Source organism: Arthrobacter sp. (genome assembly GCF_030540645.1).
GTDB lineage: Bacteria > Actinomycetota > Actinomycetes > Actinomycetales > Micrococcaceae > Specibacter.
Genome location: NZ_JAUNVV010000010.1, coordinates 21,157 through 37,481 on the forward strand (window position 1 = coordinate 21,157; position 16,325 = coordinate 37,481).

The window sequence follows — 16,325 nt, forward strand, 5'->3', positions numbered from 1 at the left end:
CGCTATAGCAGCGTCCGATCACCACAACAGCCCCCGGAGTGTTCGGTTCGACTCAAAGTGGTCGCATCCAGAAGGGTCAGAGCGTCAGCAGCACCTTGCCCACGTGCTGTCCGGACTCAAGGTACTCGTGTGCCGCCACTACCTGGGCCAGCGGGAAAGTTTTGTCGACCATTGGCTTGACGGCGCCGCTGGCCACCAGCGGCCAAACGTGATCGCGCACGCCGTCCATGATGACCGTCTTTTCCTCCACCGAACGCGCCCGCAGCGTGGTTCCGATGATGGCCGCACGCTTGGTGAGCAGGTTGCCCAAGTTGAGTTCCGCCGTCGCACCTCCCTGCAGGCCGATAACCATCAGACGCCCATAGTCGGCCAGTGATTCAACGTTGCGCGCCAGGTATTTGGCGCCGACGACGTCGAGAATCACGTTGGCGCCGAGGCCATCAGTGAAATCCTTGACGGCGGCAACGAAGTCGTGTGTGCGGTAGTTGACGGCCAGGTCCGCGCCGAGGTAGCTGGTCAGCATGGCCACTTTCTCGTCGCTGCCGGCGGTGGTGATGACGCGCGCACCGGCAGCCTTGGCAAGCTGGATGGCCATGGCGCCGATCCCGCCAGCCCCGCCATGGACGAGCACTGTTTCCCCAGCCTGCAGCTGGGCCGTCATGAACAAATTGGAGTACACAGTGGCGGCAACCTCCGGCAGGCCTGCGGCCGAAATCACGTCAATGCCTGCCGGAAGCGCCAGCACTTGGCCGGCGGGAACCGCCACTTGGGCCGCATATCCGCCACCTGTGAGCAACGCCACAACCTTCTCGCCCAGACTGAACGGACGGGTCACATTGGGGCCAAACGCCGCAATCCGACCGGACACCTCCAACCCCAAAAGCTCTGATGTGCCCGGCGGCGGCGGGTAGAAGCCACGGCGCTGTTGCACGTCTGCGCGGTTGATTCCCGCGGCAACCACATCAATGAGCACCTCACCTGGACCTGCCACTGGAGCCTGCGTCTCACCCAGCGCCAACACCTCAGGCCCGCCTGCGCCCGTTGTAATAATTGCCTTCATAACCTTCTCCATAGCCTGCAAGTACCCGTGAATCGTAGCTGCGTGTGCACTCATTTTGGTAGCACCGCCCTGCTTATGAAACACTACTAGGGTCAGGAAGGTTGTCCGAGCGGCCGATGGAGCTGGTCTTGAAAACCAGTGTGCGGTAACCCCGTACCAAGAGTTCGAATCTCTTACCTTCCGCACGTAGAAAGTGAAGCGACCCCGTTACCGGGGTCGCTTCACTTTTTTTAGTTCCGGACGCTGCGCGTGAGCGGCCAACTCCGGCCGACTATTTGGAAATCTTGCCCATGGTGCCTGCGATGGGCCGCAGGAAGATGGGCCGGGCTAGGAGGCATGCCCCGACCATGACCACCAGCGAGGCGGCGAAGATGCCAAAGCCGAGCCACCCGGCGTCCTGGCGCGCTGCGAACATGTGGTTCAAGTTCGCCAGTGCACCCGTGCACAGCACCAGCGCCACGTGCATGATGACGAAGCCACTGAAGAACACCATCACGGGGAAATGGATCCTGCGGGCCGCTTCAATGGGGAGGGCCTTCGAGAGTGCCGCCTTGTCCTTGGGCCAGGCCGGGCTCATGCGCAGGCCTGTGATGGCGGCCAAGGGCGCGGCGATGAACACCACGGCGAAGTAGGCCAGCACCTGCAGGGCGTTGTAATAAACCCAGCCGTTTTCCACCGGCCAGCTCAGCGACGCATATTGCAGACCGGCGCTCAGCGCGTTGGGGAAGATGTCCCAGCTGGTGGGCACAATGCGCATCCAGGCACCGGTGGCAAACATCAGCACCACGAACACGGCGCCGTTGACCAGCCACAGCACGTCCATGCTCAGGTGGAACCACAGCTCCAGACTGATCTTCGCCGGCTTGGCCTTCGTCTTCAACAGCCCCGTATTCTTCCGTGTCCAGTACGCCTTCGGCCGGGTGGTGGTGCGCACCTGCCAGCCCGAACGGATGATGAGCACCAGGAAGAAGGCGTTGAGGAAATGCTGCCAGCCGAGCCACGCGGGAATCCCCACGGGTGCGTTCGCGGGCAGTTCGCTGTGGCCCGGGTACTGGAGCAGGAAGTCCTGAATGGGCTCCAGTTCACGGGACCAGCGAGCCAGGAGCACGACGGCGGCGAGCGCCACCACTGCGGCGGCGGCCCACATGGCCGGTCCAACCCAGCGCTTGTGCCCGCGCTGGGATTGTGGTTTGGGCTTGGTCAGCAGTGACACCAGCCAACCTCCCTAGACGCCTGCGGGAACGCCGCTGCGTGCTGCAATGGCCTCCCGCAGCTGGGGCAGGACCGTGAACAGGTCCCCGACGATGCCAAAGTCGGCGACGTCGAAGATGGGGGCGTCGGCGTCTTCGTTGATGGCCACGATCCGCTTGGCCGTCTGCATGCCAGCCCGGTGCTGGATGGCGCCGGAGATCCCCACGGCAAGGTACAGCTCGGGCGAAACACTCACACCGGTCTGGCCAACCTGGCAGCTTTGCGGAACGTACCCGGCGTCGACCGCTGCACGGGATGCCCCCAAACCGGCCCCCAGCATGTCAGCCAGTTCCTCAACCAGTCCAAAGTTTTCCTTCGAGCCCAGGCCGCGGCCGCCCGAAACAACGATGCGTGCCGACCGGAGCTCGGGGCGGCCCGAACCTCCCGACGCCACCCGCGCACCCGTGATGGCTGCGCAGCTCGGTTGTATGGAAACATCCAGCTGGCGCACCTCCACCACGGGTGAGGCAACTGCCGTGGCAGGCTCAGAACCGCTAGAGGAGACGGTAACCAGCGCGATGCCTGCGCCAACACCGGATTCCGTCGTGTAGCTACCGCCGAAGATCGAATGGCTTGCCACGACCCGGCCACCGTCCATGGTGACGTCAACGGCGTCGACCATCACAGCGTTTCCGGTGCGGGCTGCGAGGCGGCCAATGACTTCGCGCGCCGTCGGGCTCGTGGAGGCCAGCACGGCAGCCGGTGCGTGGCTGGCGATGGCGTCGGCTAGTGCGGCCACCGATGCGGCTGCGACGAGGTTTGACGACGCCGGGCACTCACCGACCACGACCACCGCGGCCCCAAGCCCGGCCAGTTCGGCGACGAGTTCGGCGGAGACGCCCGGGGGCGCGGCCAGGACGGCGACGGGCTCGCCCAGGCGTGCTGCCAGGGCGAGCAGGTGGGCTGTGGTGGAGCGCAGCGATCCGTCCGCTGAAAGTTCGATGTTGACAAGAATGTTGCTCATGATGGGCAGCCCTTTCAGATCAGGTTTTCGGCGCTGAGGAAGTCAGCGAGTTGAGTGGCGGCGGTACCATCGTCCACGACCTTCATGCCAGCTGTTCGGGCAGGGCGCAGGCTTGCGGACAGCACCACGTTGCCATCTGCCTGGCTGGAGGGTGAATGCCCCACCTGCGCAGCGCTGAAAACGGCCACAGGCTTTCGCTTGGCGGTCATGATGCCCTTGAACTTGGGGAACCGTGCCTCGGCGGAACTCTCGGTGATGGAAATGACAGCCGGGAGGTGCCCGGCCAGCATCTGGATACTTTCGGCGTCCCGGCGTTGCCCGGATACGCCTCCCTGGTCGATGACAACGGTATCCAGCGAGCCCAGGTACGGGTGCGCCAACAGTTCGGCAACCATGGCTGGCACAACGCCGCCGCGGCCGTCGGTGGACTCGTTGCCAGCAACGATGAGGTCGAAGTCGCCTCCCCGTACCGCACCGGCCAGCGCCTTGGCGGTGGTGAGGGCATCGGAGCCTGCCAAGGCGTCGTCAACCACGTGGATGGCCGAGTCCGCCCCCATGGAGAGTGCCTTGCGCAGCGCTTCCGTGGCCGTTCCGGGGCCCATCGTGACCGCTACAATCTCCACCGACTTATCGACATCCTTTTCGCGCAGCGCAATTTCCAGTGCACGCTCGGTGATTTCGTCGGCAACACGGTCGCTAGCGGCGCGGTCGACAGCGCCGGAGGCGGTGAGTAACCTGTCCTCGCCGGTGTCTGGGACCTGCTTGATCAGTACTGCAATCTTCATGGCTTTTCTTCCCATCCAGACGGCCCTAGGCCGTGGCTGCTTCCAGTTCTTCGGTGGTGCCGCCAATTTCGGCGGTGCGGTGCGTGTAGGTACCCCGGTCCAGGACAACGGTGTCCGCAACCCGGACCTGGAACACTGCACCGGTTTCGGTCTTCCAGATGCTGATACTCAGCTCGTCGCCGGGCACCACGGGTGAGGCGAAGCGGACACTTAGCGAGCCGAATACCTCCGGCTCCGATGCACAGACTTGCTCCAGGAGCACCCGGCCGGCAAAGCCCATGGTGCACAGGCCGTGGAGGATCGGCTTGTCGAAGCCGACCATTCTGGCCAGCTGGGGGTCTGAGTGGAGCGGGTTCGTGTCTCCGTTGAGCCGGTAGAGAAGGGCTTGGTCAAGGGTGGTTTTTTCCACGACGCTCACATCGGCCGGACGGTCCGGAACCTCCCAGCCTTCGGACGGACCCTTTGGCCCGCCGAAGCCACCTTCGCCGCGAATGATCATGGTGGTCACACTCGTGGCCACGAGTTCGCGGGTCTTGACGTCCAGCAGTTCCGTGCTCAGCTCTATGACAGCGTTCCTTCCCTTGTCATACACGGCGCTCATGCCACTGACGGGGACCACGGTTCCACTGGCGGCCAAAGCCCGGTGCAGTGTGATCTGCTGGCCGCCATGCAGGATCTGCGAGAGCTTGAAGTCGCCCAGCTCATCCATGGGGCCAGCCGATGAACCCAGCACCACCGCGAACGTTGGCAGGACCTTTTGCTCGACGCCGCGCGAATTTTCGGTGGTGAAGGCCAGGTTTTTCAGCTGGTCACCGGCGCCGGCGCCCACGCTCAGCGCATATAGGAGTGCATCTTTTGACGTCCAGGAGAAGGGCTCCCCCTCATTTCTTTTCCCAATGTTGTGCATGTGGATCGCCACTGCCCTGCTCCTTTCACGGGGGTGTCCCCCAACGATTCAGCCGGCCACCAGGAGGTGGCGTGGATCACTCTGTACCAAATACTATAACGAGATTCTAGTTCTTGTCTATGGCCTGAGTGCCCATGTTTTGACATCCCCTGTATGTGGCCAAACCCGCCGGGCCGGCACGAGGCGCCCTGCAGGCCCCCGTTCAGGAAGTGCCGGCAGGGCGCCTCGTGGTCCGCTGCGCCCCGTGCAGCACAGGCGGCGGCGGTTCAGTTCGCAGCGGTTCAGTCAGCGGCCATGACGGGCACTTTGAGCGGTGTTCCACGCCGAATGGCACGTTCCTGTGTTGTTTCCGGGACCCATTGCACGGGATGGCGCTTCAGGAGCAGGGCAACGGCGACGGCCAACACCGCGAACACGAGCACAAAGACAAAGCTTGCGCTGATGCCGCCCTGGGCCACAACGGTGGTCTCCGGGTCCTGAAAGCTGGCCAGGATGATGGCTCCGATGGCCGTGGCAGCGGACTGGCCGATGTTGCGGACCATGGTGTTGGTGCCAGCTGTTTCCGAGGTGTGGGTTTCCGGGATGGCCTCAATGAGCACATTGGGCAGAGCGCCGAAGGTCAGCGATATACCAATGCCGTTCAGGGCCATGGCCAGGCAGAATGCCACCACGTTGCCGTAGGTGAGAAGGATGATGGGTATCACGACAGCCATCAGGGTGAGCCCGCCGACGAAGACCGAACGCGCCCCGAAGCGGAACGCCAGCTTGCCTCCCAGCGGTGAGAAAAGGTAGCCGACAACGGCCGTCAGCGCGCTGAAAATGCCTGCTGCCGCCGGTGTGAATCCCAGGCCAAAGCCCATCACCGTAGGGTATTGCAGAACCATTTGGGTCGGGACGGACATGCCTCCGATGGGACCGAGGGCAGCGAGCATGGTGGCCGTCATGACAAGGGCGATCTGGCGGTTCTTGAACATCCTCAGGTTCACAATGGGAGACTCGATGCGCAGTTCCCACCAACCCCACACTGCCGCAACGACGATGCCCACGGCCATCAGGCCAAGGAACTCGACCGAGCCAAAGCCGGTCTTCGAAACTTTGGAGAGTGCCAGCAGGATGGCGCTGACGGCGATGGGCAGCAGGACGGCGCCGAGGTAGTCGGGTTTGTCCTTGCTGGGGATCAGTGTGTCGCGGGGAATCACGGCCATGATGGCCACTGCCGAAATCACGGCAAGCACTGCGGAGAAGATGAAGATCAGGTGCCAGGAGAAGAGCTGGATCATGATGCCGGCAATGAGCGCGCCTCCTGCGCCTGCAATCAGGGCTGAGGCTCCGATCATGGAGACGCCCACGGGGATGCGTTCCTTGGCCAGGTGTTCCCGTGCCAGCCCGAAGGCCAGCCCCATCAAGGCGCCGGCCGTCCCTTGGATCGCACGGCCCAGAATGATCATGCCCAGGCTGCCGCCGATCAGGGAGATCAGCGAGCCGGCGCAGGCGATCATCAAGACGATGACCATAACCTTCCGCCGACCGTACATGTCGCCGAAGCGCCCGCCCATGACACCGGCGGAAGCGGAAACCAGAAGGTATGCCGTGACGACCCAGGCGACCGTGCTGGCATCCACGTGGAATTCCTTGATCAGCGTGGGAAGCGTTACGTACATCATGGACAGTTCAAAGGCCGAGACAACCTCGGCCAGGATGAGAACTGTCACCACGGCGGCGAAGCCGGGCCGTTTGAGGTTTTGCAGGAGTCCGGATTTCCGGAGGTTAGCTGGGGACATCTTCGTCCAGCCTTTCTTGGGTGTGCTGAAAAGAAAGTGGTTGTGCCCTTAAGGATTTGAAGGGCAATGTAGCGAACATTCCTTGCATAGACGGCCGAACATGAAGGTGCTGAGCCGGGCGCCTAGCTGGTGCCGTAGGCGACGGACTTGGTCCAGAAGAACTCTTCAAGTCCTTCCAAGCCGCCTTCGTTGCCGTTGCCGGAGTGGCCTATACCGCCGAAGGGGCGCTCAGCCACTGCGTTAGGTGCGCCGTTGACCACCACTTCACCGGTTTCCAGCGCTTCGACAACCCTCATGGCGCACTTGGCGTCAGCAGTCCACACGTAGCCGGAAAGCCCGTAGTCGGTGCTGTTGGCCAGGGCCACGGCGTCGGCTTCGTCGCTAAAGCGCAGGACGGCCAAAACGGGACCGAAGACTTCCTGTCGAGCCAGTTCGCTCTGTCGATCCACGTCCGTCACAACCGTCGGCGGGTAGTAGTAGCCGTCGCCCAGCTCCCCGCCCAGGCGGGTTCCGCCCGTCAGGACGCGGACGCCGTCGTTCCTGGCCTGTGCCACCATGGTCTCGATGCGGTCGATGGCGCCCTGGTTGATGACTGGTCCACAGACGGTGTCCAGCTCCAGCGGGCTCCCCACCTTGAAGGAGTTCGCAATCTCCGCCACTCTGGCAGCGAACTGTTCGTAAACGGAATCCTGCACCAGCAGGCGGGTGGGCAGTGCGCAGCCTTGGCCGGTCATCATCCCAAACGCCATGAACGCGGCATGCAGGGCGGCGGCCTCCAAGTCGGCGTCGGCAAACACTAGATTTGCTGATTTTCCGCCAAGCTCCAGCAGGACGGGCTTGAACGTGCGTGCGCACTCGGCCGTGATCTTCCGTGCTGTGTCGGGGCCTCCTGTGAACGAAACCTTCTTCACGAGCTGGTGGGCCACCAGGGCGGAGCCAGCTTCGACGCCGCCGGTGACAACGTTGAACACGCCGTCGGGAATGCCGGCCTTGCGGATGAGGTCAGCGAAGAGCATGGCGCTGAACGGGGTTAGTTCGCTCGGCTTCACCACCACGGTGTTGCCGGCCGCCAACGCGGCCGGCACCTTCATGGCCAGTGACATAAGCGGCGCATTCCACGTGATGATAATGCCGATGACACCGTAGGGCTGGCGCAGCGTGTGCCCAAAGGAACCTCCGGCACCGGCCACCGACGTGACACGGCCCAGCGGCAGCTTGTCGGCCCAACCGGCGTAGTAGCGGATCCATTCGACCGCGGCGCCCACCATGAGCTGCGCGGTCCCCGCCGGGGTGCCGTTATCTGCGGTGGCCAGGGCGGCGAACTCTACCGTGTGATCCTCCACGAGGTCTGCCAGCTTCAACAGGGCGCGCCCCCTTTGTGCAGCGGGAGTTGCCTTCCACGCCGAGAACGCTTCATGCGAGTTCCGGACTGCGTCATCGACATCGGCAGCGCTGGCCAGCGGCACCACCGCGTCGGGGACTCCCGTGGCCGGGTTGATGTGGTGGTGGGTTCCGCAGCCCGTGGCACGTGAGGTGGAGCCAATGCGCAGGGTCACTTCCGGCAGTACGAATCCGGGTGCCATCTCTTCGGTCGCAATGCTCATCTCAGGCCTCCGCTTCGTAGCGGAGCATGGTGACGCCCGCTTCGGGATAGTCGCAGAAAACTGGCTTGACGCGCATGCCGATCTTCACGTCCTCGAAGGGAACGTTGACGAGTTCCGTGGAGAACTTGGGGCCCTCGTCCCACTGCACCACGGCCAGGACCATGGGGCCCGCCGCGGCAAAGTGCGGCGACACGGGCCGTGTGGTGATGGTGTACGTGTATAGCGTTCCGGCCCCGGAGATCTCCCGCCATTCCAAGTCGTCGGCCAGGGTGCGCGGCGCAAGCGGCCGGGGGTAGAAGATGTACTCGCCCAACGACGGGGAGTACTGAATGCGGACCTTGTGCTCGGCCAACGCATCCCAGAAGGGCTGTGTCAGCGGGGTTGGGACTGGAAGCGGTTGCGTGAAGGCCGGCTGTGTGTAGGTGGTGCTCATGGTGTGTTCCTATTCCCCTTCGAAAATCAGTGCTGTTTGCTCGCTCATGATGCCGCCGTTGCCGGTGACAAAGGCACGGTTGCAGTCCGCGACCTGCGCCTCGCCGGCACGCCCCATGATCTGGCGGGCGCCGTCAATCACGTGGTGCATGCCGCCGGCAATGCCCGCCTGGCCGAACGACAACTGGCCACCGGCCGTGTTCACCGGGAAGTCGCCCCGGAATGTGAGGTCGTGCTCGTTCACGAACTGCATGCCCTTGCCCTTTTCGGCAAAGCCGGCATCCTCCAGGCTCATGAGCACGGTGATGGAGTAGCAGTCGTAAATGGAGACCATGTCCACATCGTCACGGCCAATCCCGGCCATCGTGAACGCCTGGTCCGCAGCGTGGACCATGGGCGAGTACATGAGGTCCCGCGCATAGGTGGGTGTCTTGTAGGGCACCCGCTCGCCGAACCCCTTGATCCAGACGGGGCGGTTCTTGGACTTGGCGGCCATGTTCTTGTTGCCAATCACGACGGCGGCGCCGCCCTGGCAGGGCATCACAATTTCGAGCATGTGCAGCGGGTCTGCGACCATGGGCGAGTCGAGAACGTCCTGGGCCGTGATGGGCTTGCCGTGGAAGACGGCGCCTGGCGTGGCGCAGGCGTTGGTGCGCTGGTCCACGGCGATCTTCGCCATGGCCAGCTCGTCGTAGCCGAATTCGTGGCCGTAGCGCTTGGCGATCTGGGCGTAGGGGCCGTTCTGGCCAAGGTTGGCGTACGGGATCTCAAATTCGGCCTGCGGGGAGCCATACTTGTTGGAGGAGGCGCCAAAGTACATGGAATCCTCCATGACGAACGGGTGCCGCTCGTGGGTGGGCACCTCGTGCGTCCCGGGGAAGGTGACCAGGACGGCGTCGCACAGGCCAAGTTCGACGGCGGCCGCAGCCCGCCAGACGGCAGCGGCAGAGCCTGCCCCGCCCAGGTCGACGATCTCGGCAAAGTTCGCATCGATGCCCAGGTATTCGGTGATGGTGGACGGCACAAACATGCTCGCTTCACCGATCAGGGGCGTGACGATCCCGTTCACATCCGTCGCATCCAGCCCGGCATCGTCGAGAGCGGCCTTGGAAAGCCTGGCCCACTGTTCCAGGTTGAAGGTTTTTTCGCGGGCAAGTTTGCGCTCCGGCGGCAATTCGTAAAAGCCAAGGATTGCGGCTTCTCCTCGAAGTCCCATGATGATCTCCTCAAATATTCGTTGGTTTTCATCCGCTGCACCTGTTTTTGGGTGCACGGGATGGTGATCTGTTGGTTGTTGCGTGGACGTGCTGCGGCTGCTGTTACGGGCTGGCGCCGGCCGGGGTGTGCTGCAGGATTGAGATTCTCAAGCCGATCTCGGGATGGGCAACTCCCGCAGCCAGCAGGGCGGGCAGTCGTTCCGGGAAGTCCTGGGGCGACCAAACCACATCTGCTGGACCGGTCAGGATCCCTTGAATTCCACCGTTTCCGGACGCACCGTCCACCTCTGAAAGCAGTAAATCGGCACCCTCATCCCAGTGGAAGCCCGCAGTTGTGGCGCCCATGGCGGTGGAGTACTCCCGGGCGCCAAGCACTTCGCGCAAGACAGCCCCGGCCTGGGCCAAATCTGCGACGTTTCCATAAATGAGCGAAATTCGTAGCGGCGCAGTGTCGTTCTGTTCCCACGGGCAGGCGAGGCCCCCGCCGTCGTCCGTGCCGGTGATCTCTTCCACGCTCTGCGGCGCCTGCACTATCTGCGCAAGGAAGCCCAGGCCAGTGTCCCGGGGATGCAGGAACGCCTCCTGCCATTGGGAGTACTTCAAGTTAACCAGGATGGGCTCGATCCCGGCCCGCTGCGCTCCGGCAATGGCAGCCCTGATGTCATGGACCTTGAACGTGATGTGATGGGGGGCCGACTGGCCGTCATGGTCGGAGAGGAAACGCTGAATGAATGAATGTTCCCCGCTCCCGGGTTCCAGCAACTCCAGGCGCATGTCATCGGCCACGGCCAGCTGGCAGGGGTTGAAAGCTTCCATGTGGAAGCCGCTGGCCCACCGGGCCCCCAGCTCGCGGTTCAGGACGGCTCCGGCCGGCGCCCACGAAGGGACCGCGATGGCCAGGTGGTCAAGCTCGTGGGCACTCATGCCGCCACCTCCCCGCACGGGACGAACGGCGCCGCGGCTAGGCGGTTTCGGTCTCGAACTGTGCCAGCCGCAAGCCGACCATCTGCACAAACCTGTCCGAGATTCGCAGCGCCTCGTCCATGGTCTTGTCCCCTGACAGCAGCCTCGCGACCAGGTCCATCAAGACGCACCAGACCATGGCCGTGATGTCCGAGGCCTCGTCGTGCGACAGCATGGACAGGTCCGAGAGAATGGGCTCCTCGAGCACCGTGCCCAGCTGCTGCATGAGCGCCGCGACGTCCGGATCGTTCGTGGAGCGCAGCATCAGAATGGCCTTGTAGAAATTCGGCTGCCGTTCGAACGCAGCCAGCGCCATGCGCAGCCGCCGGGAGATGCATTCGATCGTATTGAGGTTTTCGGCCTGTGCTGGCTCCGCCGCGTTGAACGGCAGGCTCCAGTCGTACACGACATTCGCATACAGGTGTTCCTTCGAGGAGAAGTACCTGTACAGCGTTCCCAGCGCGACGTTCGATTCCGCTGCGACGTCGCGAATCTGGATTGATTCGTACTCGTGACTGCGCAGCAGCGATTTCGCGGCATCCAGGATACGCTGACGTCGCAGCTTTTGATACGCGGGAAGCTCGGTCCTTTCCCCAGAGAGCAGTCCGGTCATGCTTCGCCTCCTGCTTGGACTTCCGATGGGTTACCAACGCTACCACCCGGCCTTAGTGCACTTGGGTTCAACGTTTCGCATTACTGCTGCTTCCAGCGGATCAGGGCGTCGAGCGCCTCAATCTCGTCGCCAGCAACACGCAGCGGGTTGATTTCCAGCTCTTCGAGCTCGTCGCCGAGGCCCACTGCCACCTGGGAAATCCGGAAGATGATCTCGGTCAGCTTGTTCAGGTCCGTCGCGGCATTTCCGCGGAAACCTGTCAGCAGGTCAATGCCCTTGAGGGATTCGAGCATGCGGCGGATCTCGGCCGGCCCCACGGGCAGCAGGCGCAGCGCGGAGTCGTTGAGGATCTCCACCATAACGCCGCCAAATCCGACGGCGAGCACCAGTCCCCATTGCGGGTCCCGGACAATTCCCACCAGCAGTTCGTTACCGGCGGGCCGCATGGGCGAGACGGCCACACCTTGGATGTGCGCTTCCGGGGCGAGATCTGCAACGGAGGTCATGATGAAGTTGTACGCCTCGGTGACGGCGTCGGCGTCGCGCAGCATGAGCCGGACTCCGCCCACCTCGGTCTTGTGCGCAATGTCTTCGGAGGCGATCTTGAGAACCACGGGGTAGCCCATGTCCCCGGCCGCGGCAACGGCGTCGGAGGCGGACGTGGCGATGGCTGCGGGAACGTAAGGCACGCCGTGCCCGCGCAGGAACGCACCGGCCTCAACTTCGCTCCAGCTCTCGGCGCCGGCGGGCTTGTCAATCACCGCTGCCGATGGCACTGCGGGGTCGGTGGCGAGTTCATCCGCCCGATTGCTCCACCAGGCGCTGCGGGCCACGGCTGGGATGCCGCGGTCAAAGGAGTCCGAAGCATGCGGCAGGCCGTGTTCGCTGGCGAAAGTGCGCCCAAAGTCGGTGACTTCGGTGGGCAGGAAGCTCATGCCGATGACGGGCTTCGGCGATGAGGTGAGCTGGCGGTGCAGTTCATCCTGGTTGAGCCGGCCCATGTCCGCCATCAGCTGGTTCTTCGGCCAGGCGCTGTTGACCACGATGAAGTCAAAGTTGTCGTCGTCAATGAAGCACTGGTTGGCTTTAGTGATGATGGTCGGGTCCACCGAGATGTATCCGGTGGTGTCCATCGGGTTGTTCACGGTGGAGAAGGTGGGCAGGCCGGCGTCATGCAGGGCCTGCACCGTTTTCTCGGCGGGGGCGGGCATTTCCAGTCCAGCTTCCTCGGCCTTCTCGGCGATCAGTGCGCACATGGCCCCGGAACCTGTCACCACGCCCATGCGGCTGCCGGAAATCCGGCCGTGGGATTCCATGATGCCGGCCGTCGCCACGAGGTCCTCAATGTTGTCCACGCGGACGACACCGAACTGCCTGCACGCGGCGTCGATGATCTTGTCATTCCCCACCAACGAACCGGTATGGGCGGCTGCCACCCGGGCGGAGGCCTCCCCGCGCCCGGCCTTGAACACCACGATGGGCTTGCCGGCGTGGCGGGCACGTTCCGCCACGGACAGGAAGTGCCCCGGGTTGGTGATTTGCTCCAGGTAGGCGGCAATGACGCGGGTATCCGGGTCGTCAACGAGCATGTCCATGACGTCGATGGCTGAGATCATGGCCTCATTGCCCACCGTGACGGCCGTGGAACAGCCCACCCCGCGGGAGGCCATGTGCGGCAGCAGGTAGATGGCCAAAGCTCCGGACTGACTGGCCACGCCGACACCGCCCGCGATCATGGGCATCTGCGTCATGTGACTGAACGCGGCCACCTTCGCGTGGGAGTTCACGAATCCCAGGTTGTTCGGGCCGAGAATGAGCTGGCCGGCCTCGCGGGCCAGCTCCACGAGCCGCGCCTGCAGCGCCTGGCCCTCCGCTCCGGCCTCGCCGAGGCCGGAGGCAAGCATGACCAGGTTGCGGATGCCCTTGACCCTGGCCTCTTCAAGGATGGTCTCCAGCGAGTTGACGCCGGTGAGCACAATGGCCAGGTCCGGCACGGTGGGGAGTTCGGCGATCGAGGTGAACGACGGCTGCCCGTGACATTCCTCACCGCGCCGGTTGACCATGTACAGCTCCCCCTCAAAGCCGCCTGCCAGGAGGTTTGAATGGGTGAAGTGGGACCAGCTGGACTTCGTGTTGGCGCCGATGATCACAATGCTTCGGGGCTCAACAAGCTCCCTCAGCCGTGCCGTGTCAAGATTCTTCAATGTGGCGGCCTCGCCTGTCATCGTTGTCATGCGAAAAGTGTTCCTTTCGGTGAAACTTAGATTACTGAAGGATTGTGCTTCGCCGCAGGTTTCCTGCGGCCGGTGCGGTGCCTAGCCCCGGGGCAGGCCAAGGATGCGCTCGGCGATGACATTGAGCTGGATTTCAACCGTGCCGCCGCCAATGAGGACCTGCGGCACCCCCAGCAGCCCTGTCACCGCGTCCCCCGGCGCCTGCGCAAACAGGGCTGCCGGGCCGGCCAGTTGCAGAACCCGGGTGGCGGCTTCGCGGGAGAGCCGGGCGTGGGCAACCTTGGCGAGGGAGGAGCCTGCGCCGGGCTGGAGTCCGTTGACCTGGCGCAGGGTTTCACGCAGGTTCAGCGCGCCAATGGCGGAGCTGACCGCCAAAATGCGGCCCAGTGCCGCATAGGCCTCGTCGGCGGCGCCCGCATAACCGCCGTCGTGGATGAGCTGGCGCAGTGACTCTTCGGTTCCGGCAGAAACGCCGGAGGAGATCTGGGTGCGCTCATTCTGCAGCGTGGTGGCCGTAATGCGCCAGCCCTGGCCCGGTTCGCCCAGCAGCAAGGCGTCCGGGACGAACACGGAGTCCAGGAACACCTCGTTGAATTCGGCGTCGCCCGTGGACTGCTTCAGCGGCCGGATGTCCACGCCCTTGGCGCGCATGTCAACGAGGAAGTAGCTCAGGCCCTTGTGCTTGGGCACGTCGGCGTCGGTGCGTGCCAGGCAGATGCCCCAGTCCGCCTCGTGGGCCCCGGAGGTCCAGACCTTTTGCCCCTTCAGTTCCCAGCCGCCGTCGACCTTCACGGCGCGGGTGGACAGGCCGGCGAGGTCGGAGCCGGCGCCGGGCTCGGAGAACAGCTGGCACCAGATGAGCTCACCGCGCAGGGTAGGGAGGGCGAACTGTTCCTTCACCTTCTCGCTGCCGTAGGCGAGGATGGTGGGCATGGCCCATTCGCCGATGACCGACGAGGGCTGGACCAGGTTCCGCCGGGCATATTCCTGCGCGATGACCACCTGCTCCGCGGGGCTTGCACCGAGGCCGTACGGGGCCGGCCAGTGCGGGGCTGCAAGGCCGTTTTCGGCCAGGAAGGTGCGTTGCGAGCCGCGGGAATTCCAGCGCCCGCCGTCATGCTCGTTGGTCAGGGTGCAGGCTTCGTCAAGGAGCGCGCCGATGCGCCGGCGGAAGGCGGGATCTTCATCCGGGAGTTCAATGTCGATGCGGCGGTCCAAGTCCAGTGCAACGCGGCCCAGGGCTGCCGCGCGGGTGCTGCCAGCATCCACCTGCGCGGCCAGCGTGATGGCGCGGCGCAGGTACAGGTGGGCTTCGTGCTCCCAGGTGTAGCCAATGCCGCCAAAGATGGTGACGGCCTCCGTCAGCGCGTCCACCGCAGGGACAATGCCCGCTTCAATGGCGGAGCCGGCGGCGAGCGCCTGCTGGTCGGCGTCCTGGTCCATGGCCACCAGCGCCGACCAGGCGGCAGCAGTGGCCAGTTCGGAGGTGATCAGCAGGTTGGCGCACTTGTGCTTGACGGCCTGGAAGGAGCCCACCGGCTTGCCAAACTGTTCACGGATCTTGACGTACTCCGTGGTGGCTTCCACTGCCCAGCGCATGATACCCGCGGCCTCTGCAGCGAGCAGGCCGGCCTGCAGGGTTTGAACCAGCTGCTCGTCGAGGCCCGTCAGGACGTCATTGGCTTCGATGGCCAGGCCTTCCAGGATGAGGGTGCCGGCATCGCGGGTCAGGTCCGTGCAGTTGCCGGCAGTTTTGGACAGGCCCGCACTCCCTGCGTCAACGAGTGCAAAGCGGGTTGCCGTCCCGTCGTTGAATCCGACAACGAGCCATTCGGCCGAAAGCAGCGACGCCACTTCCGTGCGTCCGTTCAGAGTCCAGCCTTCGTCGTGGGCGGTGGCGGTGATGGCAGAGGAGGGCATGACCAGGGCCCCGGTGGCGCCCTCGGCGAAGATGTCCATGCCGTGCGTGGAGGCCTTGCATTCGTCGGCTCCCGCCACTGCCGCACTGGCCAGGACGGTGGATACATAGGGCCCGGGCACCAGACGGCGCCCAAACTCTTCCACCACGATCGCAGTGTCGGCAACACTGCCGCCCTGCCCACCGCGTTCCTCGCTGATGTGTAGGGAGTGGAGCCCGTTATCCACCAGCTCGGCCCAGTGTGCGGGGCGGCCTCCTGCGCCGTAAGTGTCAAATAGTTCGCGCGTTTGCAGGATGTCGGCGAACCGATCTGCAAATTCGGCAACAGCGGCAGCCAGATCGGCGTGCTCTTCGGTGAGGGACAACGGCATCTAATCACTCCAAAATCACGGACGAACCCTCACGGAAGGGAGGTGTACGGTCCAACAGGATGTTTATTAACTGAAACTAGACTCTAGTTTAAGTTTGTGACTTGGGCAACAGTTTTTTGAAATTAGGTTCTAAAATATTTTTTGCACCCCGGGGCCGTCGTTACGGGAAGGCTTGCAGGAGCCCTAGTTGCTCTCCATCCCATGCCACAGCAAAAGCACTTGTTC

The 16,325-nt window shown here is 63.9% G+C and carries 13 protein-coding genes and 1 tRNA gene; 1 reads left to right on the forward strand and 13 read right to left on the reverse strand.

The annotated features are described in order from the left end of the window. Nucleotides 1-76: 76 nt before the first annotated feature. The gene (locus Q4P21_RS03440; protein ID WP_303387458.1) at nt 77-1,060 is read right to left on the reverse strand and encodes an NAD(P)H-quinone oxidoreductase; all 984 of its coding nucleotides are present in this window, start codon (nt 1,058-1,060) and stop codon (nt 77-79) included. Between the two features lie 95 nt (nt 1,061-1,155). Here Q4P21_RS03440 and Q4P21_RS03445 point away from each other — a divergent pair. Then, a tRNA-Ser gene (locus Q4P21_RS03445) sits at nt 1,156-1,243 on the forward strand. An 88-nt stretch (nt 1,244-1,331) separates the two neighbouring features. Here the strand turns inward: Q4P21_RS03445 and Q4P21_RS03450 are convergent. The 12 genes from Q4P21_RS03450 to Q4P21_RS03505 all read right to left on the reverse strand — a co-directional run bounded on the left by Q4P21_RS03450 (nt 1,332) and on the right by Q4P21_RS03505 (nt 16,100). Beyond that, nucleotides 1,332-2,207 (reverse strand): cytochrome b/b6 domain-containing protein, encoded by an 876-nt coding sequence (locus tag Q4P21_RS03450; protein WP_303387484.1) that lies wholly within the window; start codon nt 2,205-2,207, stop codon nt 1,332-1,334. Nucleotides 2,208-2,285: 78 nt separating this feature from the next. Further along, nucleotides 2,286-3,275, reverse strand: a complete 990-nt coding sequence (locus Q4P21_RS03455; protein ID WP_303387459.1) for an electron transfer flavoprotein subunit alpha/FixB family protein — start codon at nt 3,273-3,275, stop codon at nt 2,286-2,288. 14 nt (nt 3,276-3,289) lie between these two features. Beyond that, a complete protein-coding gene (locus tag Q4P21_RS03460) occupies nt 3,290-4,060 on the reverse strand; it encodes an electron transfer flavoprotein subunit beta/FixA family protein (RefSeq protein WP_303387460.1) in 771 nt (256 codons plus the stop codon). A gap of 25 nt (nt 4,061-4,085) precedes the next feature. Beyond that, nucleotides 4,086-4,979, reverse strand: a complete 894-nt coding sequence (locus tag Q4P21_RS03465) for a MaoC family dehydratase (RefSeq protein ID WP_303387461.1) — start codon at nt 4,977-4,979, stop codon at nt 4,086-4,088. A gap of 269 nt (nt 4,980-5,248) precedes the next feature. Next, a complete protein-coding gene (locus tag Q4P21_RS03470) occupies nt 5,249-6,748 on the reverse strand; it encodes an MFS transporter (RefSeq protein ID WP_303387462.1) in 1,500 nt (499 codons plus the stop codon). A gap of 122 nt (nt 6,749-6,870) precedes the next feature. Further along, on the reverse strand, nt 6,871-8,352 hold the full coding sequence (locus Q4P21_RS03475; RefSeq protein ID WP_303387463.1) for an aldehyde dehydrogenase: 1,482 nt from the start codon (nt 8,350-8,352) through the stop codon (nt 6,871-6,873). Nucleotide 8,353: 1 nt separating this feature from the next. Then, entirely contained in the window at nt 8,354-8,785 is a 432-nt protein-coding gene (locus Q4P21_RS03480) for a Zn-ribbon domain-containing OB-fold protein (protein ID WP_303387464.1), read from the reverse strand. A gap of 9 nt (nt 8,786-8,794) precedes the next feature. Further along, complete coding sequence (locus Q4P21_RS03485; protein WP_303387465.1) at nt 8,795-10,000, reverse strand: thiolase family protein; 1,206 nt, start codon at nt 9,998-10,000, stop codon at nt 8,795-8,797. A 103-nt stretch (nt 10,001-10,103) separates the two neighbouring features. Then, nucleotides 10,104-10,925, reverse strand: coding sequence for a VOC family protein (locus Q4P21_RS03490; RefSeq protein WP_303387466.1), 822 nt, complete (start codon nt 10,923-10,925; stop codon nt 10,104-10,106). Between the two features lie 37 nt (nt 10,926-10,962). After that, nucleotides 10,963-11,577 (reverse strand): TetR/AcrR family transcriptional regulator, encoded by a 615-nt coding sequence (locus tag Q4P21_RS03495; RefSeq protein ID WP_303387467.1) that lies wholly within the window; start codon nt 11,575-11,577, stop codon nt 10,963-10,965. 80 nt (nt 11,578-11,657) lie between these two features. Next, entirely contained in the window at nt 11,658-13,811 is a 2,154-nt protein-coding gene (locus Q4P21_RS03500) for an acetate--CoA ligase family protein (protein ID WP_303387468.1), read from the reverse strand. A gap of 81 nt (nt 13,812-13,892) precedes the next feature. Continuing rightward, a complete protein-coding gene (locus tag Q4P21_RS03505; RefSeq protein ID WP_303387469.1) occupies nt 13,893-16,100 on the reverse strand; it encodes an acyl-CoA dehydrogenase in 2,208 nt (735 codons plus the stop codon). Between the last annotated feature and the right edge of the window lie 225 nt (nt 16,101-16,325).